This is a genomic window from Micromonospora sp. NPDC047465 (genome assembly GCF_040643125.1).
Classification (GTDB): Bacteria; Actinomycetota; Actinomycetes; order Mycobacteriales; family Micromonosporaceae; genus Micromonospora.
In genome coordinates this window covers 62,160-88,655 of record NZ_JBEYTP010000020.1, presented here as the reverse complement: position 1 = coordinate 88,655, position 26,496 = coordinate 62,160, and the positions used below count along the sequence as shown (strand labels likewise).

Sequence of the window (26,496 nt, the reverse complement as noted above, 5' to 3'; positions counted from 1 at the left end):
CCGGCTGCGCCGGACCCGCCCCTGCCTCGCCCGCCGACACCCCCTGAGGAGAGCCTGTGCGCCTGTCTGACCTGCGCGGACGTACCGTCGCCGTCTGGGGCGCCGGTCGGGAGGGCCGGGCCGCCGTGATCGCGATCGCCGCGCACGGCCCGGCTGACCTGGTCGCCGTCGACGACAGCGCCAACTTCCTCAGTCTGCCCTGGGAGGGGCCCCTGGCCGAGGCGGCGCCGCTGGTCACCGGCGAGGACGGCTTCGCCCGGCTGGCCGCCGCCGAGGTGGTGGTCCGCTCGCCCGGCGTGCCGCAGACCCACCCGTGGCTGGTGGAGCTGCGTCGGCGTGGTGTGACCGTCACCCAGGGCACGGCCCTGTGGATGGCCGACCACGCCGAGCGCACGGTCGGCGTCACCGGCAGCAAGGGCAAGAGCACCACCTCCAGCCTGATCAGCCACCTGCTCGCCGCCGTGGACCGGCCGAACGTCTTCGGTGGGAACATCGGCGTGCCGACGCTGGACCTGCCGGAGGCGGAGCTGTACGTGCTGGAGCTCTCCAGCTACCAGTGCAGCGACCTGACCGACTCGCCGCGGGTGGCGGTGGTCACCGCCCTCTTCCCCGAGCATCTCGACGCGCACGGTGGCGAGGCCGAGTACTACCGGGACAAGCTCAACCTCCTCGCGCACGGGCCGCGTACCGTGGTGGTCAACGGCGCCGACCCGCGACTCGCCCTCGAGCTGGGCGACCGGGCGGCCGTACGCGCCGGCCTGCCCGACACCGCCCACGTGGCCGGCGGCCCCGACGGCACGCCCTGGTTCCACCTCGGCGACCGGCCGCTGTTCCCGCGTGCGGTGCTGCCGCTGGTCGGCCGGCACAACGAGGGCAACCTCTGCGTCGCCCTCGCGGTGCTCGACGCGCTCGGCGTCGACGTGGTGGCCCGCAAGGACGCCCTGGCGGTGGCGGTGGCGGGGTTCCAGGGGCTGGCCCACCGGCTCACCGAGATCGTCGACCCGTCCGGCCTCACCTTCGTCGACGACACCCTCGCCACCAGCCCGTACGCGGCGATGCACGCGATCGACGCGTACGAGGGGCGGCCGTTGACGGTGATCGTCGGCGGCACCGACCGGGGGCTGGACTACACGCCGCTGCGCGAGCACCTCGCGGAGCGCGAGATCACCGTGATCGGCATCCCGGACAGCGGCGCCCGGATCGTCGAGGCGCTCGCCGGTCTGCCGAAGGTACGCGCCGAGGTGGTCGACGACCTCGTGGACGCGGTCCGGCTGGCCCGCGGGCTGACCCCGGCCGACGGGGTGGTGCTGCTCTCCCCGGCCGCGCCCAGCTACGGGCGGTTCCGCAACTTCGAGCACCGCTCCGAGGTCTTCGCCCAGGCCGTCCGGGACACCGCCGCCGGCTGACCGCCGAGGCGCGGAGCGCGTTCCGGCGCCCGGCGCCTGGTCTCCCCGTCCCGGCGCCCGGCGGCCGGTCAGGCCGCGACGAGGGCGGCGTGCAGGGCGCGCATCGACCGGATCGCCGAGCGGATCTCCTGGAGGTAGCGGCCCGGGGTGAGGGTGGGCTCGGGCAACCCGGCGAGGTCGGGCAGGGTCGGGTCGACGCCGACTGTCTCGATCCCGCAGCCGTACGGCACGGCGAGAGTGCGCAGCGCGTCGCAGTGCTGGAACGGCACGTAGATCGGCGCGGTCACCATGAGCACCGGGTCGCCGGTGCGCAGGTGGACGTGCTCCGCCCAGAACCGCTGGGTGTCGGCGGTGTGCGCCCGCCGCCGCGCGGGATCGCTGGACGGGGCGGCGAGCACCCGGACCGGCGGGCCGCCCGCGGGCCGGTAGGTCCGCGACGACCAGGAGTGGTGCGGATGGCCGCCGTCGTGACCGTCCTCCTCGGCCGGGGCGGCCATCCCGAACTCGCGCCGCACCGCCGCGTCCAGGGCCTCCACCTCGGTGCCGCAGGGCGGGACGCCGGCCGCCGCCAGCCCCGCGCACTCCACCTCGGACAGCGGGCGGAAGCTGCCCAGCACGGCCACCTCGCCGGCGACCCGGGTGCCGGCGCGCAGCAGGTGCGCCGCGTACGCGACCCGGCGCTGGCAGGCGTTCGACAGCCCGCCCAGCACCACCAGGTGGGCGTACTCGGACCGGGCCGGCGGCACCGGGTGGACCAGGCCGAGCGCGGCGGCGGCGCCGAGCACCAGGCCGGCGGTGGTCGGGTCGAAGGCGGGTTCCCGGGCGTCGGGGCGCTCCCGGCCGCCCCGGAAGTCCCAGTGCCGGGCGGAGAACTCGTCGAGGCCGGCCAGCACGGCCGCAAGGTCCCCGCCCGGCCAGTCGCCGCCGAAGTGCCCGACCAGGGCGCGCAGCGGCGCCGAGTCCACCCAGGCCCGTACGCCGGCCGTGATCTCCCCGGCGCCGCTGCCCGCCGCGCCGGTGGGCAGCGCCACCTCCCCGATCCGCACCGCCGGATCGTACCGGCGGCCGGGTGCCGGAGCCGGTAGGGACGGCGCGTCATCCTGGACCGACGCACCGGATGCGGAATGAGTCGTGTCAGCCCGCATCGGCCACCGAAAACCGGGCGCTGGCCCGTCCCGGCCCCGGAAACCGCAGCGCCGAGGTTGACGCGCTGTCAGGCGGGACCCGCCGCTGCGCTACACAGTGACAGTTGTCCCTGCCGCCTGGTGATGAGAGCGTGCGGGTTACCGCCAACGCCGCTGAGAGGGTGCGACGATGACCGCCGACGATCTGCTTGCCCGGCACCGGGCCGTGCTCCCGTCCTGGATGCCGCTCTACTACGACGAGCCGATCGAGCTGGTCTCCGGCTCGGGCCGCCGGGTCACCGACTCCCGGGGCCGCACCTACCTGGACTTCTTCGGCGGCGTGCTCACCTCGATGGTCGGTTACGACATCCCGGAGATCCGGGAGGCGGTCGAGCGGCAGATCCGCACCGGCATCGTGCACAGCTCCACGCTCTACCTCATCCGGCAGCAGGTCGAGTTGGCCGAGAAGGTCGCGCAGCTCTCCGGCATCCCGGACGCGCGGGTGTTCTTCGCCAACTCCGGCACCGAGGCGAACGAGGCGGCGCTGCTGTTCGCCACCAACCACCGCCGCTCGTCGCAGATCCTCGCGGTGCGCAACAGCTACCACGGCCGGTCGTACGCGACGATGGGCGTGACCGGCAACCGCGGCTGGTCGGCCAGCGCGCTCAACCCGCTCCAGGTGGCCTGGCTGCACTCGGGGGAGCGGCTGCGCGGCCTGCTCGCGCGGCTCGACGAGACGCAGCGCGTCGAGGCGGCGGTGGAGGACCTGCGCGAGGTGCTCGCCACCCAGACCGCCGGCGACGTGGCCTGCCTGATCGCCGAGCCGATCCAGGGCGTCGGCGGCTTCGTGCACCCGCCGGACGGGCTCTTCGCCGCCTGGAAGAAGGTGCTCGACGAGCACGGCATCCTGTTCGTCTCCGACGAGGTGCAGACCGGTTGGGGGCGCACCGGCGAGCACTTCTGGGGCTACCAGGCGCACGGCGTCACCCCGGACCTGCTCACCTTCGCCAAGGGCATCGGCAACGGCTTCGCCCTGGCCGGTGTCGTCGGCCGGGCCGAGGTGCTGGAGTCCGTGCCGGCGATCAGCTTCTGCACGTTCGGCGGGAACCCCGTCTCCACCGCCGCCGGCAACGCGGTGCTGGACTACCTGCTCGACCACGATCTGCAGGCCAACGCGGCCCGCACCGGCGCGATCCTCGCCGACGGCCTGCGCGCCGCCGTGGGCGGTCTCGACTGCGTCGCCGAGGTACGCGGCAAGGGGCTGATGCTCGGCGTCGAGTTCGTCCGCCCGGGCACCGCGGAGCCGGACCCGGCGCTGACCGTCCGGATCCTCGAGGCGTGCAGGGCGGGCGGGCTGCTGGTCGGCAAGGGCGGCCTGTACGGCAACGTGCTGCGGATGGGTCCGCCGCTGACGCTGACCGAGGACGAGGCCCGCGAGGGCCTGGCCGTCATGGTCGACGCCATCCGCTCCTGCGCCGCGGCGACGGTGGCGGCGTGACCGCCGCGAACGGCGGGCCCGGCATGGACAGGGCGACCACCACGGACCTGTCCACGGTGTCGCACTTCGTCGACGGCAAGCGGTTCGGCGGCGCGTCGGCCCGGCACGGGGACGTCTTCGACCCGGCCACCGGGCGACGTACCGGTCAGGTGGCGCTGGCCTCGGCGGCGGACGTCGCGGTCGCGGTGGAGGCCGCCGAGCGCGCGGCCCGGGCCTGGCGGGACACGTCGCTGGCCCGGCGGACGGCGGTGCTCTTCGCCTTCCGCGAGCTGGTCAACGCCCGCCGCGACCAGCTCGCGGAGGTGATCACCGCCGAGCACGGCAAGGTGCTCGCGGACGCCGCCGGCGAGGTGCAGCGCGGCCTGGAGGTGATCGAGTACGCCTGTGGCATCCCCTCGGCGCTGCGCGGCGGGTTCAGCGAGAACGTCTCGACCGAGGTCGACTCGTACAGCCTGCGTCAGCCGCTCGGCGTGGTTGCCGTGATCTCCCCGTTCAACTTCCCCGTCATGGTGCCGCTGTGGTTCGTGCCGGTGGCCGTGGCCTGCGGCAACGCGGTGGTGCTCAAGCCGAGCGAGAAGGACCCGAGCGCGGCGCTGCTGCTGGCCGAGTGGTTCGCCGAGGCCGGCCTGCCCGACGGGGTGCTGAACGTGGTCAACGGGGACGCCGAGGCCGTCGACGCACTGCTGGACCACCCGGGCGTGAAGGCGGTGTCGTTCGTCGGGTCCACCCCGGTCGCCCGGTACGTCCACCAGCGCGGCAGCGCCGCCGGCAAGCGGGTGCAGGCCCTCGGCGGCGCGAAGAACCACATGGTGGTGCTGCCGGACGCCGACCTGGACCTGGCCGCCGACGCGGCGGTCAACGCCGGGTTCGGCTCGGCGGGGGAGCGGTGCATGGCGATCTCGGCGCTGGTCGTGGTGGAGCCGGTCGGCGACGCCCTGGTCGCCCGGATCGCCGAGCGGATGGCCCGGCTGCGCACCGGCGACGGCCGGCGCGGCTGCGACATGGGCCCGCTGGTCACCGCCGCGCACGCCGAGAAGGTCCGTTCGTACGTCGCGGCCGGGGTGGCCGCCGGCGCGGTGCCGGTGGTCGACGGCCGCGACGTCGAGCCCGACGGCGACGCCGACGGGTTCTGGCTGGGCCCGACGCTGTTCGACCGGGTCACCCCGGACATGTCGATCTACACCGACGAGATCTTCGGCCCGGTGCTCGGCGTCGTGCGGGTCGGCTCGTACGACGAGGCGGTGGACCTGGTCAACGCCAACCCGTACGGCAACGGCACGGCGATCTTCACCAACGACGGCGGCGCGGCGCGGCGCTTCCAGCACGAGGTGGAGGTCGGCATGGTCGGCATCAACGTGCCGATCCCGGTGCCGATGGCGTACTACTCCTTCGGCGGCTGGAAGTCCTCGCTCTTCGGCGACCTGCACGCGCACGGCGAGGACGGGGTGCGCTTCTTCACCCGGGGCAAGGTGGTGACCAGCCGCTGGCTGGACCCGCACCACGGCGGGGTCAACCTCGGCTTCCCCACCCAGACCTGAGCAGCCGCAGGGCGCCGGCCCCGGCCAGGTACGCCGCCAGCGCCGAGGCCGGCACCCCCAGCGGCTCGGGGGCCGACTTCGGTGTCTCGGCGTTGACGACCAGGGCGTACACCACGGCGGCGAAACCGGCGGCGGTGACCGCGGCGCGGGCGGTGCCCCGCCACCCCGGACCGGCCGGCTGACCGGTGTCGTGCGGCCGGCCGGTGTCGTGCGGCCGGCCGGTCGGCCCCGGGCCCTGGGCGGGCGTCCCGCCGCCGTCGGCCCGCCGGCGGTCCCGAGCGCGGCCGGTCGGGCCGGTACGGGCCTCGACGGGGCCGAAGACGGCGACCAGGGCGGCCAGCACCACGGCCAGCATCAGCACCCAGGGCACCCGCCAGGCCAGCCAGGCGGCCGAGCCCACGGGCGGGGTCGGCAGCTCCCCGGCCGCGTCCAGCGCGCCGACCAGCAGGATCGCGGCCGTCAGGTGCCAGAGGAAGACGGTGAGCACGACCGCGTTCACCGCGATCACCGCCTGCCAGGGACGCGAGCGGCGCAGCCAGCGTTCCGCCGGGTCGCGCAGTAGCAGGATCAGCCCGAGCTGGGCCGTGGTCAGGGTCAGCAGCGCGAGGCTGGGCGGCGCGGCGTTGTCCAGCCGCTCGCCCGGCACGTTGAGCATGGCGACCGGGTACGGCCCGACGGTCAGCAGCACCGTCGCGGCCAGCCCGCCCAGCAGTGCCGTCCCGCCGGCCCGTCGCGACAGCGGCAGCCGGTGGGACCGGACGCCGCGCCGCGGGGGCGCGTCGGGGCGGGCGGGCGCGTCGGGGCGTCCGGGCGGCTCGGCGCGGGCGTCGCGCCAGGCGAAGCCGAGCTGGTGGACGGCCAGCCACCCGAAGAGGTAGTTCGGCAGCGCCAGCTCGGCCGGCCCCAGCGCGCGCCCCAGGTCGCCCGCGGCGACCAGCGCGGCCAGCGCGAGCGGGACGAGCAGGCCGAAGCGCCGGTGCAGGGCGTACATCGCCGGGGTCAGCGGCACCACCACGAGGTAGGCCGCGAGGAACCACAGCGGGATGGTGGCGAACCACGCGACGGTACGCACCAGCGTCGCCTCGACGCCGGCCAGCGACGCGACGGCGGAGCTGGCGGCGATCACCAGCAGCAGCGCGGTCGTGGGGCGCAGCAGCCGCGCGCCGCGGTCCAGCAGCCAGGAGACGGCGTCGCCGCCGGCCGCCCGGCGGGCCGTCAGCGAGGCGGCGTTGGCGTAGCCGCCGACCAGGAAGAACACCGGCATCACCTGGGCCACCCAGGTCAGCGGGTACGCCCAGGGCAGGTCCGGCAGCGCCGAGCGGGCCGTCGGTCGGCCGGTAGGGTCCTCACCGATGGCGGCCACCGACCAGTGGCCGAGCACGACCATGACGATCGCGAGCGCCCGGAGCAGGTCGACGTAGCGTTCCCGACCGGCCGGCGTGTGTGCGGCGAGTTGCCGCAGACGGCGCATGGCCCCGAGGGTATGTCAGGCGCGAAGCGACCGGTGGTGATAACGGTTCGGTGTGCGGTCTTGAAGTCCGCCGGTTACTGCCGTAGAAATTCTTCAGCAACAACTAACAAACTGAAGACAACTTCCCCCTGCGCCTCGTGCGGCGGCCGCCTTCCCCCATCCGGCGCCCGCCCGGACCCGATCCGAGGAGAGACCATGAACAGGCGTGACATCCTGCGGCGCAGCGCCGCCGCCGGCCTGCTGGCCACCCCTGCCGCCGGCCTGCTCGCCGGCTGCGCCACCGGAGGTGGTGGCGACGACAAGGGCGACGCCGGCACCTACAAGGGCACCAAGAGCGAGCAGAACCCGCTCGGGGTCAAGGAGGACGCGCCCCTCGAGGTGGTGATCTTCAACGGCGGCTTCGGCGAGGAGTACGCGAAGGCCCACGAGGCCATGTACACCGAGAAGTACCCGAAGGCGAAGATCAAGCACTCGGCGACGCAGGAGATCGGCAAGACGCTCCAGCCGCGCTTCGTCGACGGCACCCCGCCCGACGTGGTCAACAACTCCGGCAAGGACCAGATCGACTTCAACGGCCTGGTCTCCCAGAACGCCATCGCCGACCTGGGCGAGCTGCTCACCGCCCCGAGCCTCGACATCCCCGGCAAGACGGTCAAGGACACGCTGCTGCCGGGCGCCGTCGAGGTCGGCTCGTACGACGGCAAGTTCATGGTGATGAACTACACCTACACCGCCTACGGCATCTGGCACTCCACCAAGCTCTTCGCCGACCGGGGCTGGGAGTACGCCAAGACCTGGGACGAGCACATCGCGCTGTGCAAGAAGATCAAGGCGGCCGGCATCGCGCCGTGGACGTACGCGGGCAAGCACCCCCGTTACATGAGCTGGCCGCTGATCGCCACCGCGATCAAGTTCGGCGGGGCGTCCGTCGCCACCGCGATCGACAACCTGGAGCCCAACGCGTGGAAGTCCGACGCGATGAAGGCCGCGGCGGACGCGTGGCACCAGATCGTCAAGGACGGCTACATCCTTTCCGGCTCGCCGGGCCTCGACCACGTGCAGTCGCAGACCGCGTGGTGCCAGGGCAAGGCCGCCTTCATCTCCTGCGGCTCCTGGCTGGAGAGCGAGCAGAAGAAGGTCACCCCCGAGGGCTTCAACATGACGATCCAGCCGACGCCCAGCCTGGGCAGCGGCGACAAGCTGCCGTTCGAGGCGATCCGCGGCACCGCCGGCGAGCCGTTCATGGTCCCGGCCAAGGCGAAGAACCTCGCCGGCGGCCTGGAGTACTTCCGGGTCATGCTGTCGAAGAAGGGCGCCCAGGACTTCACCAGGAAGGTCTCCAGCCTGACCGTGGTGGCCGGGTCGACCGAAGGCATCGAGCTGCCGTTCGGCCTCAGCACCGTGAGCAAGGCGCTGGAGGCCTCCGGCAGCAACGGCTTCAACTGGGTCTACAACAACTACTACCGGAAGCTGGAGCGCGAGCTCGTCGACGCCGCGTGCGGCGAGTTCTTCAGCGGTCGGATCGGCCCGGCCGAGTTCCTCGACCTGTGCCAGAAGGGCGCCGACTCGATCGCCCAGGACAGCTCGGTCAAGAAGTACAAGCGGGCCGCGTGACATCCGGCTGGTGGGGGCGGGCCCGCCCCGCCCCCACCGGCCCACCGCTGTGGGAGTAGGTCCTTTCTCGTGAAACATGGCAAGTACCCGCTGATCATCACGTTCCTGGTGCCACCGCTGCTGCTCTACGGCATCTTCGTGCTCTCGCCGTACCTGCAGGCCTTCCAGATCTCGACCACCGACTGGCTCGGCTACTCGGCCGAGGCCAACTCCGTCGGCCTGGCCAACTTCGAGAGGCTGCTGGACGACGACCGGGTGTGGAGTGCCCTCAAGAACAACGCGTGGCTGCTCGCGGTGGTGCCGGTGGTGACCATCGTGCTCGGTCTCTTCTTCGCCACGATGCTCAGCATGGGCGGTCGCAAGGGCCGGGCGGGGGTGACCGGCGTACGCGGCACGTCCGTGTACCGGATGGTCTACTTCTTCCCGCAGGTGCTCTCCGTGGTCATCATCGCCCTGCTGTGGAAAGAGGTCTACCACCCCAACAGCGGCCTGCTCAACGGTGCCCTCGGTGCCGTCGGCCTGCCCACGCCGGCCTGGCTGGGTGATCCCCGGTTCGCCTTCTGGTGCGTGCTGGCGGTGATGGTCTGGAGCAACGTCGGCTTCTACGTGGTGCTCTTCGGCGCGGCGATGTCGGCGATTCCGCGCGACATCTACGAGGCGGTGATGCTCGACGGGGCATCGCGGTGGACCACCCTGCGCAAGATCACCATCCCGCTGCTCTGGGACACTGTGCAGGTCGCCTGGATCTACCTCGCGATCGCGGCCCTGGACGGATTCATCCTGATCCAGCAGATGACCAACGGCGGCCCCAACTTCTCCTCCGACGTCATCGGCCTGCGGATGTACGAGACGGCGTTCGGCAGCGATAGCAAGTTCGGCTATGCCTCGGCGATCGGCGTGGTGCTGTTCTTCCTGACCCTCTCGGTGGCGGCGCTGGCGCTGCGGGCCGCCCGGCGTGATCGGATCGAGTACTCGTGACAACCCTCGACAGGACCGCCCCCGACGGCACGGCCGCAGCGGACCGGCCGGCGCCGCAGGACCGGAAGCTCCGCCGCGACATCGGCGTCGCCAACATCTTCTCGCACTGGTTCCTGCTGCTGTGGGGCGCGTTGACCGTGCTGCCGCTGCTCTGGATGTTCCTCAGCTCGTTCAAGAGCGACGGGGAGATCCTCTCCGACCCGTGGGGGCTGCCCGGCGCGCTGCGGTTCGAGAACTGGGCGCGTGCCTGGACCGAGGCGCACATCGGCCAGTACTTCCTGAACAGCGCGATCGTGGTGACCGGATCGCTCACCCTGACCATGCTGATGGGCGCCACGGCGGCGTACGTCTTCGCCCGTTACGAGTTCCGGGGCCGGCAGTTCCTCTACTACCTGTTCGTCGGCGGGATGATGTTCCCCGTCTTCCTGGCCCTCGTGCCGCTGTTCTTCGTGGTGCGCAACGCCGGTCTCTTCGGCACCTGGACCGGGCTGATGCTGGTGTACGCCGCCTACTCGTTGCCGTTCACCGTCTTCTTCCTCACCGCCTTCTTCCGGACCCTGCCGACCGCGGTCGCGGAGGCGGCGCTCATCGACGGGTGCGGTCACTTCCGGCTCTTCTTCCGGGTGATGCTGCCGATGGCGCGACCGGGACTGATCAGCATCGCGATCTTCAACTTCCTCAGCCACTGGAACCAGTTCATCCTGCCCCAGGTGCTGATGCAGGGCGACGACTCCAAGTGGGTGCTTGCGCAGGGGCTCACCGCACTGGCGGTAAGCCAGGGCTACCAGGGTGACTACAGCGGTCTCTTCGCGGGCCTGACCATCGCCACGCTGCCGGTGCTGGTCGTGTACGTCATCTTCCAGCGGCAGATCCAGTCGGGCCTGACCGCCGGCCAGCTCAAGTAGCCGCGTCCGTTACCGATCAGATGGTCGGGCGGCTGGCGCGGCTCGCTCCGTCGCCCGACCGCCCCTGACCGACGGGCGGGAGGGCGACGGTCGGGGCGCGCTCGCCTTCGAGCTGCCCCAGCTGTGGGACCACGCCGTGCGGTGCAGGCCGCCCGCGACCCCGACGCCCCCCGACCGGTGGGCATCGGGCGACGGGTGGTCTCACAAGCGGGGCAGCTCGACAGCGACCGGCGGCAGGGTGGGCATCGCCCCGGGAGCCGCACGCCCTCTCGCCGCTGCCCACCTCACGTCACGTCGCCTCGCGACCCGGCCGCCGACCGCCGCCGACCCGGCCGCCGGCGCGGACGGCGGCGGGGTCGGGTCGGCGGCGTCGGTCAGGAGGTCGGTGGCACCAGGCGGGCGTGCAGGGCCCCGGGATCGGTCACCTCGGGCAGGTCGCGGGCGGCGAGCCATGCCGCCGCGGCCGCGCCGTCGCCCGCCGAGCACAGCACCGAGTCCGGCCACCGCCGGGCGACCTCGGCCCGGACCGCGGCGGCCAGCGGGGTGTCGCCGGTCAGCAGCCCGCCGCCGAGCACGATCGGGGAGGCGTCGCCGGCCGGGCGGATCCGGGCGGTGCTCTCCGCCAGGTGGGCGGCGGCCTCGTCGATCAGCCCGCGGGCGACCGGCTCGCCGTCGACGGCGGCGGTGACCACCAGGGGCGCGAGCCGGGCCAGCTCCACCGGGGGGCGTCGGGTCACCGCCTGGATCAGTGCGTCGCCGGTGTCCCGGGGCCGGGGCGCCACCTCGGCGGAGCCGAGCAGCTCGGTGAGTACCGCCGTCGCCAGCCGCCCCGGGGCCTGGCCCCGGTCCAGGTCGGACAGCAGCCGGCGGACCGCCTCCCGGCCCAGCCAGAAGCCGGAGCCGGCGTCGCCGAGTAGCCAGCCGTGACCGTCGGCGACCCGGTCCAGCCGCAGTTCGTGGACCTGTGCGGCGATCGCGCCGGTGCCGGCGATGACCACGGTGCCCTCGGGGCTCGCGGTGCCCGAGGCGTACGCGACCAGGGCGTCGCCGTGCACGTCGTACGGGCAGCGCAGGCCGGCGTCGCGCCAGGCCCGGTCGAAGGCGTCCCGGCCGGCGGGGTCGGCGAGCAGCCGGCCGGCCCCGGCCAGGCCGATGGTGCCGGCCCGGACCCGGGTGGGGTCGACGTCGGCGAGCGCCTCCCGCAGGGCGGCCAGGAGTTCGCCGGCGGCCCGCTCGGCGCCGTGGCTGGTGGGGTTGCCACCGCCGGCCCGGCCGGTGCCGAGCCGGCGCCCGTCCAGGCTCAGGGCGGCCGCCCGGGTGGACGTACCTCCGACGTCGAGACCGACCACGACGGTGTTGGACATCGGCACCCACCTCCTTGATCAACGCCGCGTTCATGCTGGTCGGCCCGGCGGCGGAGGGCAAGGGCCGGGGCCTGTGGCGGGCTGTGCGCCAGGTAACAGTTTGAAAACTTCGCCCACGGCCTTGACACGGAGGGGCCTTCAGTAAGAACTTTTACCACTAACGGTAAAGAATCTTTTCGGAAAGGCGTCCCATGGTTGATCACGAGGTGGACATCTCCGCGGGGACCGCGGTGGTCGACGCCGACGCGGTCGACCGGCGGGCCGCGCTCGGGGTCCCCTCCGACGGTGTGCTGGCGCGGGTCCGGGCCGGCGCGGGCGAGCTGACCGGGGCGCTGCGCCGGGTCGCCGAGCACGTGCTCAGCGACCCGGAGGCGGCCGCCCGGGCGACCATCGTCGAGCTGGCCGAGCGCAGCGGCACCTCCCCGGCCACGATCACCCGGTTCTGCCGGGCGATGGGCTTCGACGGCTACGCCGACCTGCGGCTGGGCATCGCCGCCGAGACCGGGCGGGCCCGCTCGGCGGGCTGGACCGTCGACATCGGACGCGAGATCCAGCCGAGTGACCCGCTCTCCCGGGTGCTCGACCAGATCATGGCCGCCGACACCCGCGCCATGCACGACACCGCCGCGCTGCTCGACCTCGCCGAGGTCGAACGCGCCGCCGTCGCCATCGCCGGGGCGTCCCGGGTGAACATCTTCGGCGCCAGCGGCAGCGCCCTCGTCGGCGAGGAGATGCAGTTCAGCCTGCACCGCATCGGCGTGGCGGCCTGGGCGTGGAACGACGTGCACGAGGGCCTCGCCAGCGCGGCCCTGCTGCGCCAGGGCGACGTGGCGCTCGGCATCTCGCACACCGGCCAGACCCGGGAGACCATCGAGATGCTCGCCGAGGCCGGCAGCCGGGGCGCGACCACCGTGGCGCTGACCGGCTTCCCGCGCTCGCCACTGGCCGAGCTGGCCGACATCGTGCTGCTCACCGCCAGCCAGGCCACCACGTTCCGCCCCGACGCGCTGTCGGCCCGGCACCCGCAGCTGGTCGTGCTCGACCTGCTCTACATCGCCGTCGCCCAGCGCACCCACGACCGCGCCCACGCGGCCTTCCGGCGCACCGCCCAGGCCGTCGACGGGCACAAGGCCGCCAAGGGGGCCACCGCATGATCAGCGCCCAGGGGTACGCCGAGGCGGTCCGTCCGGTGCTCGACCGGCTGGTCGACACCAGCGCCGACGGGATCGGCGCCGCCGCCGACCTGATCGCCACCAGCCTGCGCGCCGGCGGGGTGCTCCAGGCGTTCGGCGCCGGCCACTCCGAGGCGTTCGCCGGGGAACTGGTCGCCCGGGCGGGTGGACTCGTGCCCACCAACCGGCTCGCCATCCACGACCTCGTGCTGCACGGCGACGCCCCGCGCGACGTGCTCGCCGATCCGAAGCTGGAGCGTGACCCCGCCATCGCCCACCAGCTCTACGCGCTGGCGGCCCCGCAGCCGCAGGACGTGTTCGTGGTGGCGTCCCAGTCCGGCATCAACGGCTCGGTGGTCGAGCTGGCGGCGCTGGTCACCGACCGCGGCCACCCGCTGATCGCGGTCACCTCGGTAGAGCACACCGCCCGGGTCGCCCCACGGCACCCGTCGGGCCGGCGGCTCGCCGATCTCGCCGACGTCGTGCTGGACAACGGCGCGCCGTACGGCGACGCACTGCTGCCGCTCGAGGGCGGCGGCGCGGTCTGTGCGGTCTCCTCGGTCACCGCGGCGCTGCTGGCGCAGCTGCTGACCGCCGAGGTCGTACGACGGTTCCACCAGGCCGGTGAGGTACCCCCTATCTACCTCTCCGCCAACGTCCCCGGCGGGGACGAGCACAACCACGCCCTCGAGTCGCGGTACGCCGGGCGTCTCCGGCGGACCGCCTGACCCGAACACCACAAGGAGAGACGACGATGTCGATTACCCCCGACAACCCGGCCGACCTGAGCCGCCGGACCGTGCTGCGCCGGGCCGCCGCGGTGGGCCTGCTCGCCACCCCGGCGGCCGGCCTGCTGAGCGCCTGCGCGACCAGTGGTGGCGACGAGAAGAACGAGCAGGTCGCCGGCGGCACCAAGAGCGCCACCAACCCGCTCGGCGTCCCCGAGGACGCCCCGATCGAGGTGGTCATCTTCAACGGCGGCTACGGCGAGAAGTACGCCACCGACGTGCACCAGCCGCTCTACAAGAAGGCGTTCCCGAAGGCCGAGGTCAAGCACCAGTCGACCCAGGCCGTGTCCACGGTGCTCCAGCCGAGGTTCGCCTCGGGCAACCCGCCGGAGTTCGTGAACAACTCCGGCGAGAAGCTGATGGACTTCGGGGCCCTGGTCGCCGACGGCCAGCTCCAGGACCTCACCGAGCTGTGGGACGCCCCGTCGGTCGACGACCCCAACAAGAAGGTCCGCGACACGGTGGTGCCGGGCACCGTCGAGGCCGGGTCGTTCAACGGCAAGCCGTACGTCCTGTACTACGTCTCCACCGTCTTCGGCATCTGGTACTCCGGCAAGCTGTTCAAGGACAACGGCTGGGCCCCGGCGAAGAACTGGGGTGAGTTCACCGCGCTGCTCGACCAGATCAAGGCCAAGGGCATCACGCCGTACGGCTACGCCGGCGCGAACGCTGCCTACTACCAGTGGAACGTGATCCTCACCCACGCGGCGAAGATCGGCGGCACGGACGTGCTGAAGAACATCGACAACCTGGAGGACGGCGCCTGGCAGCAGGACGCGGTCAAGCAGGCCGCCGAGGCGTGGGCCGAGATCGGCGCCAAGTACGTCGACAAGAGCTTCGAGGGGCTCAAGCACACCGACGTGCAGCTGCGGCAGAACCAGTACAAGCTGGCGCTCTACCCCAGCGGCGACTGGCTGGAGGGCGAGCAGAAGAAGGACACCCCGAACGGCTTCGAGTACCAGCTGATGCCGGTGCCGAGCCTGTCCGCCTCGGACAAGCTGCCGGCGACGGCGCTGCGGGCGACCGCAGGTGAGGGCTACTTCGTCTCGGCCAAGAGCAAGAACCCCAAGGGCGGCCTGGAGTACATGCGCCAGATGCTCTCGGTGGCCGGCGCGAAGGGCTTCACCGAGGTGGTCAAGGCTCCGACGGTGGTGACCGCGGGCTCGGAGGGCTACGCCTTCCCGCCGGGTGTGGCCAGCTCGCAGGCCGCGCTCAAGGCCGCCGGCCAGGACGTGTTCAACCTGTACTTCGACGGTTGGTACAAGGAGCTCGACACGGAGGCGCGCACGGCCACCAACGAGCTGATGTTCGGCCGGATCAAGGCGGACGCCTTCGTGGAGCGGATCCAGAAGCGCGCCGACGCAATCAAGAAGGACAGCTCCGTCACCAAGTTCAAGCGCTGATCGAACGGAGCGTAGGGGTCATGCGGCACGGCAAGTATCCGTTCGTGATCGGGTTCCTCTTCGTCCCGGTCGCGCTGTACGTGGTCTTCGTCATCGCGCCGTACGCGCAGGCGTTCCAGATCTCGATGACCAACTGGCGGGGGCTCTCCGCCCCGCAGTGGGTGGGCTTCGACAACTTCCGGAGGTTGTTCGACGACGACAACTTCTGGAAGGCGGTCCAGCACCACGGCGTACTGCTGCTTGCCCTGCCGCTGATCACCATCGCCATCGCGCTGTTCTTCTCGTTCCTGCTCAACGTGGGCGGCAAGAGCAGCGGCGGGCAGCGCCAGGGGGTCTGGGGGTCGAAGTTCTACCGGGTGGTGTTCTTCTTCCCCCAGGTCCTGGCGGTGGCCATCATCGCGGTGCTGTTCCAGACGGTCTACCGGCCCAACGAGTCCGGCCTGATCAACGGCGTGCTGATGAAGCTCGGCTTCGACCCGGTGCTCTTCCTGGTCCGGCCGAACCTGGCCCTCTGGTCGATCCTCGCGGTGCTGGTCTGGCAGGCGGTCGGCTTCTACGTGGTGCTCTTCTCGGCGGGCATGGCCTCCATCCCCGGCGAGATCTACGAGGCCGCCGAGATCGACGGGGCGAGCCGGGTGACGCTCTTCTTCCGGGTCACCCTGCCGCTGCTCTGGGACACCCTCCAGGTGGCCTGGGTCTACCTGGGCATCGCCGCCTTCGACGCGTTCGCCATCGTCTCCGTGCTCTCGGTGGACGGCGGCGGCCCGGACGGCGCGACCACCGTGCTGGCCATGGAGATCTACCGCAACGCCTTCGTCTACTCGAAGTACGGCTACGCCTCGGCCATGGGCGTGGCGCTGTTCTTCCTCACCATCACGTTCGCGGCGTTGACGCTGCGGCTGACCAAGCGGGAAAGCGTGGAGTACTGATGAACCCGCAGACGACGCTGCCGCCGACACCGGCGGCGCTACCGCCGAAGACCGTCAAGCCGGGCGCCGCGGGTGGGCGCGGGCGCGGGGGCCGAGGTTCGGAGGCCCGGCTGTTCGCCGGCCTCGGGCACGTGGCGCTCGCGGTCTGGGCGGTGATCGTGATCGTGCCGATCCTCTGGACCTTCCTCGCCTCGTTCAAGAACACCACGGAGATCTTCAGCAGCCCGTGGACGCTCCCGGCGGAGCTGCGGTTCGAGAACTACGCCCGGGCGTGGAACAAGGCGAACGTCGGCCGCTACTTCCTCAACAGCGTGATCGTGGTGACGTGCAGCACCTTCGGCACCATGCTGTTCGGTTCGATGGCCGCGTACGTGCTGGCGCGCTACAAGTTCTGGGGCAACCGGGCGATCTACTACCTGTTCGTCTCGGGGCTGGCCTTCCCGGTCTTCCTGGCCCTGGTGCCGCTCTTCTTCGTGGTGAAGAACCTGGGGCTGCTGGACACCCACACCGGGCTGGTGCTGGTCTACATCGCCTACTCGCTGCCGTTCACGGTCTTCTTCCTGGCCGCGTTCTTCAAGACGCTGCCGGCGTCGGTCGCCGAGGCGGGGATGATCGACGGCTGCTCGCACACCCGGCTGTTCTTCCAGGTGATGCTGCCGATGGCCAAGCCGGGCCTGATCAGCGTGGGGATCTTCAACATCATCGGCCAGTGGGCGCAGTACCAGTTGCCGCTCGTGCTGCTCTCCAACGCCAAGGACAAGTGGGTGCTCACCCAGGGCATCGCGGACATCTCGGTCAACGCCGGCTACGAGGCCGACTGGTCCGGCCTCTTCGCCGCCCTGACCATCGCCATCCTCCCCATGATCGTCGTCTACGCGATCTTCCAGCGGCAGATCCAGTCCGGCCTCACCTCCGGCGCCGTGAAGTGACCTGACCCGGCCGGCCCGGCCGTGCTCCGTGCCGGGCGGCGGCTCGTGGCCGGGGTGTCACACGGGCGAGGCAGAATCACGTCCGTGCTGGTGGCGGTGGTCTCGGACGAGCGGGGCGGGGGAGCGGTGCAGCCCCTCGACGCCGCCGGCCATCCCGCCGGCCCGGTGCAGCCGGTCGCCGACCTGGCCGGCGCGGTCGCGGTCCGCGAGGCCGCCGACCGGCCACGCTGGGTGTGGGCGTCCGGTGCCACGGTCTACCCTGCGCTGCTGCGCGCCGGGGTGCGGGTGGAGCGCTGCCACGACGTGGAGCTGACCGAGGCCCTGTTGCTCGGCCACGCCGGCCGCTGGGGCGAGCCCCGCGCGCTCGCCGCGGCCTGGGCGCGGCTCACCGGCGCGCCGGTGCCGGCCGATCCGCCGCCGCGACCGGCCGCGCCGCCCGGCCACGGCCAGGGCGCGCTCTTCGACGCCCTGCCCGGCCCGCCGGGCCCGGGCATCGAGGCGCTGACCCGGGTGTACGCCGACCAGCTCGCCCGGATCGCCGCGACCGAGCACCCCGGCCGGTTCCGGCTGCTGGTCGCCGCCGAGTCGGCCGGCGCGCTGATCGCCGTGGAGATGGGCGCCGCCGGGTTGCCCTGGCGGGCCGAGGTGCACGACGAGATCCTCGCCGAGCTGCTCGGCGAGCCGTCCCCGGTCGGCGGCCCGCCCCGCCGGCTGGCCGAGCTGGCCGCCCGGATCGCCGACGCGTTCGGCGTACGCCAACTGCACGCCGACTCCCCGGCGGAGCTGTTGCGGGCGTTCGCCCGGGCCGGCGTGGAACTGCCCAACACCCGCGCCTGGGTGCTGCGCGGGGTGGACCACCCGGCGGTGCCGCTGGTCCTGGAATACAAGGAGCTGTACCGGATCTGGACGGCGCACGGCTGGGCCTGGCGCGACGCCTGGGTGCGCGACGGGCGGTTCCAGCCGGAGTACGTCCCGGGCGGGGTGGTCTCCGGCCGGTGGGCCACCCGGGGCGGGGGCGCGTTGCAGATCCCCAAGGTGATCCGGCGGGCGGTGGTCGCCGACCCGGGCTGGCGGTTCGTGGTCGCCGACGCGGGCCAGTTGGAGCCGAGGGTGCTCGCCGCGGTCTCGGGCGACGCCCGGCTCGCCGCGGCCGGCGGCGCCGGCGACCTCTACGCCGCCCTCGCCCAGGACGCCTTCGCCGGTGACCGGGCCCGCGCCAAGGTGGCCCTGCTCGGGGCCATGTACGGACAGACCGGCGGGTCGGCGGTGCCGGCGCTGGCGGTGCTGCGGCGCAACTACCCGACCGCCTTCGGCTACGTCGAGGCGGCCGCCCGCACCGGCGAGGCCGGCGGGCTCGTGCGTTCCTGGCTGGGGCGCACCTGCCCGCCCGGCACGGCCGGGTTCGGCGACGGCGAGGAGGCCGACCCCGACGCCGGCGGCGACCCGCAGTCGCCGCGCGCCCGGGCGGCCCGGTCCCGGGGGCGGTTCACCCGCAACTTCGTCATCCAGGCCACCGCCGCCGAGTGGGCCTCGACCCTGCTGGCGACGCTGCGCGGCGGGCTCGCCGGCACCCGCGCCGAGCTGGTCTTCTTCCAGCACGACGAGGTGATCGTGCACTGTCCGGCAGAGCAGACCGGCGCGGTCGCCGAGGCGGTCACCCGCGCCGGCGAGCGGGCCGCCGCCCTGCTCTTCGGCGACACCCCGGTCCGCTTCCCGCTGGACCTGTCCGTCGTCGACTGCTACGCGGACGCCGCGTGACGGGGCCCGATCAGGAGACGGCGGATCCGGGGTTGGCGGCATCCCACGCCCGACGGGACTCGGCGATCGCGTCCTTGTGCGCCAGCGACCAGTCGGCCAGCTGCCGGACGAGGTGGGTCAGGCTTCGGCCGCGCGCGGTCAGCTCGTAGGTCACGGTCACCGGGACGGTCGGGTACGCGGTGCGCAGCACCAGGCCGTCGCGTTCCAGGCGGCGCAGGGTCAGGGTGAGCATCCGTTGGGAGATGCCGTGGATGCCCCGCTGCAGCTCCCGGAACCGCCGGACGCCGGAGGAGAGTTCGACGATCGCGAGCACCGACCACTTGTCGCCGATGCGGTCGAGCACGTCGCGGATTCCGCAGTCCGGGTGCTCGGGCAGCCCGCACGGTGCCAGCGCGTCGGTTACCGCCGTGTGCCCTGCCGACATGGAAGTGCCTCCTTGTGCCCGGTTCCGTGGTTCCCGACGATGAGGTTAGTTCCGATTCAGTACCACGCGGAAGGCTCACCTCATGCTGCTGGTCACCGGTGCCTCCGGGCACCTGGGCTCCCTCATCCACGCCGGTCTGGCCGAGCGGGGCCTGGCCCCGCTCGCCGGCACCCGTACCCCCGGCCGCTTCGCCGACGCCGGGCGGCACGTGGACTTCGACGACCCGGCGGGGCCGGACCTCGCGGGCGTACGCGTCCTGGTGCTGGTCTCCGCCGGCTACAGCGAGGACGACGTGGTCATCGCCCGCCACGAGCGGGTGATCGCGGCGGCGGAGCGGCACGGGGTGGAACACGTGGTCTACACGAGCTTGGTCGGGGCCGGCGACCATCTGGCGTTCGCGTTGGCGCACCGGTGGACGGAGCGCCGCCTGCGGGAGAGCCGGCTGGGCTGGACGATCCTGCGCAACGGGCTCTACGCGGAGCTGTTCGGCCAGTTGGCCGCCCCCGACGGCGGCGCGGTGACCGCCCCGTTCGGCGCGGGCGCGCTGGCGGCGGTGGCCCGGCAGGACCTGGCCGACGCGGCCGTGCGGGTGGCCGCCGACCCCGCCGCGCACCGCCACCGTACGTACGAGCTGGCGGGGCCCGTCGCGCTCACGGCGGCCGGTCTCGCCGCCGCGCTGGAGGTGCCCTACCGTCCGGTGTCGCTGGGCGAGCGTCGTGCCGCGCTGGCGGGCCCGGGCCTGCTGCCCTTCCAGCCGGCGATGCTGATGTCGATCTACTCGGCCACGGCGGGCGGGTTCCTCGCCGAGACCCACGGCGACCTTGCCCGCCTGCTTCCGCGTCCACCCCGTGACCCGATGCCGGTCGCGGTTGCCGCGGCGAGGGCGTCGTCCTGACCGGTCGCACAGTCCGTGGCGGGCGATTCGGCAGGGTTGCCGGTTGGTAACAGTTGCACTATTTTCCCCTTTCGCCCCGCTACCCGGCTCGCCTCGTCCTCGTTGCTCCCGATGTCCGTACGACGGAGCGGGCCGTGCCTCGCGGCACGGTCCGCTCCATGGTGGAGGGGGCCCAGCTGAACCGGATCGCAGGAATGATCATCGCCGCGGGCGGGGGACGCCGCATCGGTGGCCCGGAGGCCCTGCTGCACCACGGGGAGAAGCCGCTGGTGGACCAGATGATCGACACGATGACCGAGGCGGGCTGCGAGCAGATCGTGGTCGTGCTGGGCGCGGCGGCCGACCAGGTCCGCGAGACGGCCGACCTGAGCCGGGCCACGGTGGTGATCAACCGGGCGTGGGGCACCGGCGTGGGCTCGTCCATCCGGGCCGGCCTGGCCGCGCTCGACGACGAGGGGATCGAGGCGGTCGTGGTCGTCCCGGTCGACATGCCCGGCCTCACCGCCGCCGCCGTCCGCCGGGTGACCGCGCTGCCGTACCCCGACGTGCTGGTCTGCGCCACGTACGCCGGGCTGCGCGGCTACCCGATGCTGTTCGGGCGCCGGCACTGGTCCGGCATCGCCACCCTGGCCAGCGCGGACGTCGGCGCCCGGCCCTACCTGCTGGCCCACAAGGACCAGATCGTCGACATCTCCTGCGACTCGGTCGCCGACGGCAGCCGGGTCGACAGCCCCGAGCTGATGGCGCTCTACGGGCTGACGGTCCCGCCCCAGCGGGTCGGCGTCTAGATGCCCCGCCCACCGGCGTCGGTGACTGTGCCTGGTCAGCGCCGGAAGGGGCGACCGTGAAGGCGTTGGTGTGGCAGGGCAGCAACGAGCTTGCCGTGACGCGGGTGCCGGATCCGCAGCTGCGCAACGAACAGGACATGATCGTCCAGGTACGGAAGACGGCCACCTGCGGCTCGGACCTGCACCTGCTGGACGGCTACGTCCCGTTCATGGAGCACGGTGACGTGCTGGGCCACGAGTTTCTCGGCGAGGTGGTCGAGGTCGGCCCGCAGGTGCGCGAGCACAGGGTGGGCGACCGCGTGGTGGTCTGCTCCTTCGTCGCCTGCGGGCGCTGCTGGTACTGCCGGCAACAGCAGTTCTCGCTGTGCGACAACGGCAACACCAACCCGGCCGTCACCGAGGGCGGGTGGGGCTTCGCGCCGGGCGGGTGCTACGGCTACTCGCACGCCCTGGGCGGTTTCGCGGGCAGCCACGCTGAGTACGTCCGCGTCCCCTACGCCGACCACGGGGCCTTCACGGTCCCGGACGGCGTCAGCGACGAGCGGGCCGTGTTCGCGTCCGATGCCGCCCCGACGGGTTGGATGGGCGCCGACCTCGGTGGCGTCAGGGCCGGCGACGTGGTCGCCGTCTGGGGCGCGGGCGCGGTCGGACAGCTGGCGGCCCGCGCAGCCCTCCTGCTCGGCGCGGAGCGCGTCGTCGTGATCGACCGGATGGAGTACCGGTTGCGGATGGCGCGGGACCACCTGGGAGTGGAGACGCTCAACCACCAGACCCAGGACGTCGGCGGTGAACTGCGGGAACGCAGCGGCGGACGCGGACCCGACGTGTGCATCGAGGCCGTCGGCACGCAGGCCCGCAGCAGCGGCCCGCAGTTCCTGTTCGACCAGGTCAAGCAGCAGCTGCGCCTCGAACCGGAGCGTCCCGTCGCCGCCCGCGAGGCGATCCACCACTGCCGCAAGGGCGGAAGCGTGTTCCTCCTCGGCGGCTACGCCGGCCCGGTCGACAAGTTCCCGCTCGGGGCCGTGACGAACAAGGGCCTCACCCTGCGCGGCGCCCAGCAGCACGGACAGCGCTACATTCCGATGCTGCTGGAGCGCATGGCCCGCGGCGAGCTCGTCACCGAACACCTCGCGACCCACACCATGCCGCTCGCCGACGCCCCGCAGGGCTACCACCTGTTCAGGAACAGGCTCGACGGCTGCGTACGGGTCGTCTTCGAGCCGGCCGGGTGACCGCGACCCCCGAAGCGGGCCGGCTGCACCGCCGCCCATCCGAGCGCCGGGCGTGACGTCGCTCCTGCCCGTCGGCGACGTGCCCCGCGTCAGGTGGGGCCGCGACGTGGGGACGCACGACGGGCGGTCCTTCCGATAGCGTCGGCGGGCGCGGCGCCGCGCCCGCCGACGCGGGCCGGGGGAGTCCGCAACCGGGGAGGTTCCATGATCGGCACGGTGGCCCGGTACGTCGCCGGGGCGGTGACCGCCTGGCTGGTGTTCGTCGTCGAGGCGGCGGTCTGCTACCTGGCGCTGTTCGTGTTGGCGCTGGTCACGGGTGCCCCCCTGGGCAGTCCGGTGGCCGGGCCGTTCTGGGTGCTGGTCGCCGCCCTGCTGGGCGCCGCGCTCGTGCCGCTGGCGGTGGCGCCGGCCGTCGTGATCGCCGACGCCGCCGCGAGCCGCCACGGGCCGGTGGCCCGCACGCTGGCGGCCTGCGCCGTCGCCGCGGTGATCGTCGGGCTGTACGTCGGCGGCGTCGCGACGGTCACGGAGACGGCCGTCGCCGACGCGGCGCTGGCCTGGCCGCTCACGACGGCGGCGCTGCTCTGCCCCGTCGTGGCCTACGCCGCCGTCGTGCACGGCTCGCCGGCCGCGACCCGGTTCCTCGCCGGCCGGCGCCGCACCGACCCGTCCGACACCGTGCCCGCCCAGCCGTCGCCCGGCGGCTCCGAGGGCGCGGTGCCGGCGGCCCGCCGGGCCGACCACGCCGACCGGCCCTGACGGTGACCGGCGTGCCGGACCGACCGCCGGCCGACCTGGTCCCTGCCGGCGTGCCGGCCGAGCAGCTCACCCACAACACGCTCAACGGGGTGACCGGCGGCATCTGGCGCACCCGCCGGGACGGACAAGCGGCCGTGCTGAAGCTGGTCACCCCGCCCGGCCGCCCCGGCCCGGCGCACTGGGCCGGCAGCGACGAGCCAGGGCACTGGAACTACTGGCGACGCGAGGTCGAGGCGTACCGCAGCGGCCTGGCCACCGCCGCGTACGCCGACGCGGGGCTGGCCGCGCCGGCGCCGCTGGCGGTCGACGACCGGCCGGACGGCTCGGTGGCGCTGTGGCTGGCCGAGGCGACCGGACGCCCGGGCATCGCCTGCACGCCCGCCGACCTCGGCGAGGTTGCCGCCCGGCTCGGCGCAGGACACGCCCGCTGGCTGGGCGATCCCGAGGCGCGGGACCTGCTGCCGGGCGGCCGGGCGCCGGACTGGCTGGCGCGTGACTGGCTGCGCGACTACACGCTCACCCGGCCGGTGGCCGCCCCGGTGCCGTGGGAGCACCCGGTCGCCGTCGCCGCCTGGCCGCGCCCCCTGCGAGACGCCCTGCGCGCGCTGTGGGAGCGGCGGCACGAGGTGCTGGCGGCCACCGACGCGCTGCCCCGCACGCTCTGCCACCACGACTGCTGGCCAATGAACCTGGTGTTCGGCAACGGCGGACCGGTGCTGCTGGACTGGTCGGGCGTCGGGCCGGGGCCGCTCGGCGAGGACGCGGCGAACCTGGCACTCGACACCTTCCTCGACGGGCTGGTCGACGTCGCCCTGCTCGACGAGGTGGCCGCCACGGTGGTCGACCGCTACGTCGAGGGGCTGCGCGGCGCCGTCGCACCGGCCGTGGTCGTCCGGGCCGTCCGGCTCACCGGGGCGGCCAAGTACTTCTGGCTGGCGCCGATGATGCTCGGCCGGCTCGGCCGGACCGCGATCAGCGGGACGTACGACGGGCGTGACGAGGCGGAGATGATGGCCGGCCGCCGGCCGGTGCTGGAGTTGCTGGTGCGTTGGGCCGCCGAGGCGCTGTCCTGACGGGTCGGGGGTCGGTCAGCCCTCGATGTTGAAGCGCTGCAACACCGACGGGGCGACCAGCCCGAGCGCCGCGAGCACCGAGACCGCCGTCAGCACGGCCCGGACGACGATCACCTCGGTCTTGCTGCCGGCCCGCAGGGCGATCTTGTTCGGCAGGCCGATCGGCGTCCACATCCGACGTTTGATCGGGATCGGCCACAGGATCGGCACGCCCGCCCGGGTGATCATGTCGCCGAGGATGTGCACGAAGCAGCCCACCCCGACGGCGGTGCCGATCAGCGGGTAGCCCCGGTCGCCGGGCAGGTTGGCGAAGGTGAACCAGGCCGCCCCGGCCGACGCGAGGGTCACGATGACCCAGCCGGCCCGCTCCGCCCACTTGTCGAACAGCCCGCGCAGGGCCAGCCCGAACATGAAGAACAGGATGCCGATCACCGCCCACTTGCCGTACGCGGCGCAGAGCGTGGTGGTGCCCCAGCCGACCAGCAGGGTGAACGGGATGGTGTGGGTCAGCGTCCGGTGGCCGTTGTTACGGCGGGGGTCCTTGCTGAGCTTGGTCGCGTAGTAGACCCCGAGCGAGATCTTCTCCATCACCTCGGCGATGAAGAGCGAGAACACGCCGAAGGTGCGTGCGACGGTGGCCCCGCCCTGGTTGCGGGTCACCTTGCCGGACAGGTCGAGGTCGGGGAAGAGCGCCCCGCCGGCGCAGACCGCGGTGCCGACGGCGAGCTCCAGCGGGGTCTGGTGGTAGTTGGCGAAGTGGTCCAGCGCCCAGGACCCGGTCAGCCACACCGCCGCGCCGGACAGCGCGTGGGACGGTCCCATCATCTCGGCTCGCCCTCCCCAGGGATCTTGAGCGCCAAAACTACGCCACTGTAGTTCGTCGCGGTGGCGCAGGGCATCACCCGGACGGTCCACAGAGGTTGGTGCCGGGGAGGGGGCGCGGTCTCTGTCGGGCCACCAGGAAGTATCGCGTGCCGGCGGGCGGGCGGTGCCGTTGTGTCGGCCACCGGACGGCGTGCCGCGCGGAGGTGCCGCACGCCGTTCGGCAGGCCGCGGGCGGTTCAGCAGGCGGCACCGTCGAGCGCGAGCAGATTCCCCTCCGGAATGGTGATCTTCGGCCGGGGCTCGCCGAGCCGGGCGCCGCCCCGCCGGGCCCGCGCCGGGCCGTGTTCGCGGCGGGCGGTCGCGTACGTGCCGGCGGTCCGGGCCGCGATGGTGGCCCAGCCGTACCGCCGGCCGACCATGGTGCGGGCCCGCCGGGCCACCCGCCGGGCGAAGACCTCGTCGCCGATGAGCCGGTCGACCGCGCCGGCGAGGGCGTCCGGGTCGCTGTGCGGGAAGGTCACACCGGTCACGCCCGGCTCGACGATCTCCGCGAGGCCGCCGGTGCGGGCCACCGCGAGGGGCGCGCCGGCCGCCGCCGCCTCCAGGGCCACCATCCCGAAGGGCTCGTAGAGGCTGGGCACCACGGTCGCGTCGGTGGCGCCGAGCAGCGCCGGGAGCTGGGTCGAGTCCAGGAAGCCGGCGAAGCGTACGGTCTGCCCGAGCGTGAGCCGGCGGGTCTCCTCCTCCAACTCGGCGCGGTAGGGGCCGTCGCCCGCGATCACCACCCGCAGCCCGGGGTGCCGGTCGCGCAGGTGCGGCACGGCGTGCACCAGGTGCTGCACGCCCTTCTCGTAGACCAGCCGGCCGGCGTACCCGACGAGGGGGCCGTCCCCGGCGAACCGGGCGCGGGCCGAGGCGACCGCCCCGGGGCGCGCCCGCCAGGCCCGGTCGTCGACCCCGTTGGGCACCACGTCGATCCGGTCGGCCGGCAGGTCGAAGAGCGTGGCGACCTGCTCGCGCATGTAGCCGGAGCAGGCGATCACCCGGGCGGAGGCGTTGCTCAGCCAGTGCTCGACGCCGTGGATGGTGCGGTTCATCTCCTCCGGCAGCCAGCCCTGGTGCCGGCCGGCCTCGGTGGCGTGGATGGTGCTGACCAGCGGGATGTCCAGGTGCTCGGCGAGCGTGACGGCGGTGTGCGCGACGAGCCAGTCGTGGGCGTGGACCACGTCGTACGAGCCGGCCTCGGTGGCCCGCAGGGCGGCCCGGGTGAGGGTGTGGTTGAACGCCATCGTCCAGGCGAGCAGGGAGGAGGTGGCCAGCGGGAAGGTCACCGGGTCCTCGGCGGCGCGCAGGATGCGGACGCCGTCGGCGTACTCCTCCAGGGGCGCGCCGTCGGCGTGCCGGGTGACGACGGTGACCTCGTGCCCGGCGGCGGCCAGGGCCACCGACAGGGCGTGCACGTGCCGGCCGAGCCCGCCCACGAGCACGGGCGGGTACTCCCAGGAGAGCATCAGCACCCGTTGCTGCCGGGCGGGGTGGATGTCGATCACGTCGGCGTCAGATGACATGCGGCCCCCTCCGAGTTGTCTCCGAGCGCGCGTGCCGGCATCGCGGAGGGTGCCG

23 protein-coding genes are annotated in these 26,496 nt (G+C 73.3%); 17 read left to right on the top strand and 6 right to left on the bottom strand.

The features are described from left to right. Positions 1–56 precede the first annotated feature (56 nt). Positions 57–1,406 (top strand): UDP-N-acetylmuramoyl-L-alanine--D-glutamate ligase, encoded by a 1,350-nt coding sequence (gene murD / locus ABZ793_RS19455; protein WP_357458980.1) that lies wholly within the window; start codon positions 57–59, stop codon positions 1,404–1,406. Positions 1,407–1,474: 68 nt separating this feature from the next. Here murD and ABZ793_RS19450 read toward each other — a convergent pair whose 3' ends face one another. Further along, the gene (locus tag ABZ793_RS19450; protein ID WP_357458976.1) at positions 1,475–2,452 is read right to left on the bottom strand and encodes a hypothetical protein; all 978 of its coding nucleotides are present in this window, start codon (positions 2,450–2,452) and stop codon (positions 1,475–1,477) included. Between the two features lie 268 nt (positions 2,453–2,720). Between ABZ793_RS19450 and ABZ793_RS19445 the strand changes: the two genes are divergently transcribed. Then, the gene (locus ABZ793_RS19445) at positions 2,721–4,028 is read left to right on the top strand and encodes an aspartate aminotransferase family protein (protein ID WP_357458973.1); all 1,308 of its coding nucleotides are present in this window, start codon (positions 2,721–2,723) and stop codon (positions 4,026–4,028) included. A gap of 47 nt (positions 4,029–4,075) precedes the next feature. Next, the gene (locus ABZ793_RS19440) at positions 4,076–5,566 is read left to right on the top strand and encodes a CoA-acylating methylmalonate-semialdehyde dehydrogenase (RefSeq protein WP_357459049.1); all 1,491 of its coding nucleotides are present in this window, start codon (positions 4,076–4,078) and stop codon (positions 5,564–5,566) included. Here ABZ793_RS19440 and ABZ793_RS19435 read toward each other — a convergent pair. After that, positions 5,538–7,037 carry an acyltransferase gene (locus tag ABZ793_RS19435; protein WP_357458970.1) on the bottom strand — a complete coding sequence of 500 codons (1,500 nt, stop codon included), beginning with the start codon at positions 7,035–7,037 and terminating at the stop codon, positions 5,538–5,540. The genes ABZ793_RS19440 and ABZ793_RS19435 overlap by 29 nt on opposite strands. A 195-nt stretch (positions 7,038–7,232) precedes the next feature. On the opposite strand from ABZ793_RS19435, the gene ngcE (ABZ793_RS19430) reads away from it, so the two are divergent. The 3 genes from ngcE (ABZ793_RS19430) (at position 7,233) to ABZ793_RS19420 (ending at position 10,534) form a co-directional block, all read left to right on the top strand. After that, on the top strand, positions 7,233–8,651 hold the full coding sequence (gene ngcE / locus ABZ793_RS19430) for an N-acetylglucosamine/diacetylchitobiose ABC transporter substrate-binding protein (protein WP_357458967.1): 1,419 nt from the start codon (positions 7,233–7,235) through the stop codon (positions 8,649–8,651). Positions 8,652–8,720: 69 nt separating this feature from the next. After that, a complete protein-coding gene (locus ABZ793_RS19425) occupies positions 8,721–9,629 on the top strand; it encodes a sugar ABC transporter permease (protein WP_357458965.1) in 909 nt (302 codons plus the stop codon). After that, positions 9,626–10,534: a carbohydrate ABC transporter permease gene (locus ABZ793_RS19420; RefSeq protein ID WP_357458962.1), complete on the top strand. Its 909-nt coding sequence runs from the start codon at positions 9,626–9,628 to the stop codon at positions 10,532–10,534. The genes ABZ793_RS19425 and ABZ793_RS19420 overlap by 4 nt, the downstream gene beginning before the upstream one ends. A 374-nt stretch (positions 10,535–10,908) precedes the next feature. On the opposite strand, the gene ABZ793_RS19415 is transcribed toward ABZ793_RS19420, so the two are convergent. After that, the gene (locus ABZ793_RS19415; protein WP_357458959.1) at positions 10,909–11,898 is read right to left on the bottom strand and encodes a BadF/BadG/BcrA/BcrD ATPase family protein; all 990 of its coding nucleotides are present in this window, start codon (positions 11,896–11,898) and stop codon (positions 10,909–10,911) included. Positions 11,899–12,089: 191 nt separating this feature from the next. Here ABZ793_RS19415 and ABZ793_RS19410 point away from each other — a divergent pair, with 191 nt between their 5' ends. Genes ABZ793_RS19410 through ABZ793_RS19385 form a run of 6 tightly spaced genes read left to right on the top strand, consistent with a single transcriptional unit; the run spans position 12,090 to position 18,877 of the window. Next, on the top strand, positions 12,090–13,052 hold the full coding sequence (locus ABZ793_RS19410) for a MurR/RpiR family transcriptional regulator (RefSeq protein ID WP_350711336.1): 963 nt from the start codon (positions 12,090–12,092) through the stop codon (positions 13,050–13,052). Continuing rightward, complete coding sequence (locus ABZ793_RS19405) at positions 13,049–13,798, top strand: SIS domain-containing protein (protein ID WP_357458955.1); 750 nt, start codon at positions 13,049–13,051, stop codon at positions 13,796–13,798. The genes ABZ793_RS19410 and ABZ793_RS19405 overlap by 4 nt, the downstream gene beginning before the upstream one ends. 26 nt (positions 13,799–13,824) lie before the next feature. Continuing rightward, complete coding sequence (ngcE, locus tag ABZ793_RS19400; RefSeq protein ID WP_357458953.1) at positions 13,825–15,261, top strand: N-acetylglucosamine/diacetylchitobiose ABC transporter substrate-binding protein; 1,437 nt, start codon at positions 13,825–13,827, stop codon at positions 15,259–15,261. 20 nt (positions 15,262–15,281) lie between these two features. Continuing rightward, positions 15,282–16,190, top strand: a complete 909-nt coding sequence (locus ABZ793_RS19395) for a sugar ABC transporter permease (RefSeq protein WP_357458950.1) — start codon at positions 15,282–15,284, stop codon at positions 16,188–16,190. Then, positions 16,190–17,119: a carbohydrate ABC transporter permease gene (locus tag ABZ793_RS19390; RefSeq protein ID WP_357458947.1), complete on the top strand. Its 930-nt coding sequence runs from the start codon at positions 16,190–16,192 to the stop codon at positions 17,117–17,119. Before ABZ793_RS19395 ends, ABZ793_RS19390 begins: the two co-directional genes overlap by 1 nt. A 54-nt stretch (positions 17,120–17,173) precedes the next feature. Next, positions 17,174–18,877 carry a bifunctional 3'-5' exonuclease/DNA polymerase gene (locus ABZ793_RS19385; protein WP_357458944.1) on the top strand — a complete coding sequence of 568 codons (1,704 nt, stop codon included), beginning with the start codon at positions 17,174–17,176 and terminating at the stop codon, positions 18,875–18,877. Positions 18,878–18,887: 10 nt separating this feature from the next. Here ABZ793_RS19385 and ABZ793_RS19380 read toward each other — a convergent pair whose 3' ends face one another. After that, positions 18,888–19,301, bottom strand: coding sequence for a helix-turn-helix domain-containing protein (locus ABZ793_RS19380; protein WP_357458941.1), 414 nt, complete (start codon positions 19,299–19,301; stop codon positions 18,888–18,890). A gap of 82 nt (positions 19,302–19,383) precedes the next feature. Between ABZ793_RS19380 and ABZ793_RS19375 the strand changes: the two genes are divergently transcribed. From ABZ793_RS19375 to ABZ793_RS19355, 5 genes are all read left to right on the top strand, one after another. Then, on the top strand, positions 19,384–20,196 hold the full coding sequence (locus tag ABZ793_RS19375) for an NAD(P)H-binding protein (RefSeq protein ID WP_357458938.1): 813 nt from the start codon (positions 19,384–19,386) through the stop codon (positions 20,194–20,196). Positions 20,197–20,390: 194 nt separating this feature from the next. Next, positions 20,391–20,984: a nucleotidyltransferase family protein gene (locus tag ABZ793_RS19370; protein ID WP_350711214.1), complete on the top strand. Its 594-nt coding sequence runs from the start codon at positions 20,391–20,393 to the stop codon at positions 20,982–20,984. A 56-nt stretch (positions 20,985–21,040) separates the two neighbouring features. After that, a complete protein-coding gene (locus ABZ793_RS19365) occupies positions 21,041–22,216 on the top strand; it encodes a zinc-dependent alcohol dehydrogenase (RefSeq protein ID WP_357458935.1) in 1,176 nt (391 codons plus the stop codon). A gap of 204 nt (positions 22,217–22,420) precedes the next feature. After that, positions 22,421–22,975, top strand: coding sequence for a hypothetical protein (locus ABZ793_RS19360; RefSeq protein WP_357458933.1), 555 nt, complete (start codon positions 22,421–22,423; stop codon positions 22,973–22,975). Positions 22,976–22,986: 11 nt separating this feature from the next. Further along, on the top strand, positions 22,987–24,048 hold the full coding sequence (locus tag ABZ793_RS19355; RefSeq protein ID WP_357458930.1) for a phosphotransferase: 1,062 nt from the start codon (positions 22,987–22,989) through the stop codon (positions 24,046–24,048). 15 nt (positions 24,049–24,063) lie between these two features. Here ABZ793_RS19355 and ABZ793_RS19350 read toward each other — a convergent pair whose 3' ends face one another. Continuing rightward, positions 24,064–24,873: a metal-dependent hydrolase gene (locus ABZ793_RS19350; RefSeq protein ID WP_350711186.1), complete on the bottom strand. Its 810-nt coding sequence runs from the start codon at positions 24,871–24,873 to the stop codon at positions 24,064–24,066. 236 nt (positions 24,874–25,109) lie between these two features. Then, a complete protein-coding gene (locus ABZ793_RS19345; protein ID WP_357458927.1) occupies positions 25,110–26,441 on the bottom strand; it encodes a glycosyltransferase family 4 protein in 1,332 nt (443 codons plus the stop codon). Positions 26,442–26,496: the final 55 nt, after the last annotated feature.